The following is a 1,689-nucleotide window of genomic DNA, read 5'->3' as shown; positions in this document are numbered from 1 at the left end:
GCCTTGTACAATGCATAGCAAACGAAACGTGAGTACAGCAAATGTCCGTAAGTATGCTCAGTACCGCCGATATAAGTATCGACCGGAAGCATCCGGTTAACAATCTCTTGATCGAACGGTTGTTGATCGTTTTGGGCACATGGAAACCGAAGATAATACCACGATGAACAAGTAAATGTATCCATCGTATCGGGATCGCGACGCGCCGGTTTTCCACAGTTCGGGCAATTTACTGCCATAAACGATTCGGCAGTTTCGAGGGGCGATTTCCCTTTCGGTCGGTACTCGATAATCTCTTCAGGTAAGCGAACCGGCAAATCCTGTTCGGGAACTAAAACGATCCCACAATCGGGACAATGGATTACAGGCACCGGCGCTCCCCAATAACGCTGACGCGAAACTGACCAGTCACGAAGACGGTATGTAACTCGCCTACTCCCCACTCCCTGTTCTTCCAGATGGGCGATAATCTTTTGAATGCCTTCTTCGGAGGGTGTTCCATCGAAGTGGGCAGAATTGACCATTACTCCCGGTTCTGTATAGGCATTTGTCATATCCAGTACGTCGAGCGTATGATCCGGCGATTGTATCACAATTCGAATCGGTAAGTCGTATTTAACGGCAAACTCAAAATCGCGTTGGTCATGAGCAGGAACCGCCATTACGATTCCTGTTCCGTAACTTTCCAGCACATAATCAGCAATCCATACCGGGATATTCTCACCAGATAATGGATGCTTGCAGTAAGCTCCAGTAAAGACACCGGTCTTGGGACGGTCGGTTGCCATCCGTTCGATTTCAGTCGTCTTTATCGTCTGCTCGATGTAGGTTGCGACATCTGCCTTTCGCTCCGGCGTGGTTATCTGTTGAACCAGCGAATGTTCCGGCGCCAACACCACATACGTTACCCCGTAGAGGGTATCGGGACGGGTGGTAAATACCTCCAAGACTTCTTTATTATCGAGTAACGGGAATTTAATACTTGCGCCGTCGGAACGGCCAATCCAGTATTTTTGCGACGCTTTGGTCTTATCCGGCCAATCGATTCCCCCTTCGGATACCGGTCGATCCAGTTCCTCGAGTAAAGAATCGGCAAAGTCAGTGATTTTGATAAACCACTGAGCCAGTTTTCTCCGTTCGACGGGAGTACCACAACGCTCGCAACAACCACCGACTACTTGCTCATTGGCAAGGACGGTTTGATCCTTCGGACACCAATTGAGTGGCGCTGTTTTATACTCGACTAAACCCTGTTTATACAACTGTACAAACAGCCACTGTGTCCATTTGTAATACTCCGGGGAAGAGGTGTTGACCTCATACCGCCAATCGTACATATTCCCCATCCGGCGGAGCTGACCCCGAATGTATTCGATGTTTTGTTTGGTCGATACTGCAGGATGGACGTTGTTTTTTATTGCAAAGTTTTCTGCCGGCAATCCGAAAGCATCGAATCCCATCGGCTCGAAAACCTGATAGCCCTTCATCCGTTGAAGCCGAGCAAACGTATCGGCAGGGGCATAGTTCCACCAATGTCCGATATGTAACTTGTCGCCGCTGGGATATAGAAACATGCACAAAACGTATTGCTTCGGAATCGAGTTGTCGGTTACATCGACGCGATGGTCGCCGCGATTTTCCCATACCTCCCGCCATTTCGCTTCCTTCTCGGCGAAGGGGTATGTCCTG

The 1,689-nt window shown here is 49.3% G+C and carries 1 protein-coding gene; it reads right to left on the bottom strand.

Annotated features, from left to right (window positions below; translation table 11 throughout):
* The coding region (gene leuS, locus OEM52_15170) for a leucine--tRNA ligase (GenBank protein MDK9701473.1) at nucleotides 1-1,689 on the bottom strand (1,689 nt) is incomplete at both ends.

The sequence above is a fragment of the bacterium genome (assembly GCA_030247525.1).
Taxonomy (GTDB): domain Bacteria; phylum Electryoneota; class JAOADG01; order JAOADG01; family JAOADG01; genus JAOTSC01.
This window is presented reverse-complemented; position numbering and strand designations above follow the sequence as displayed.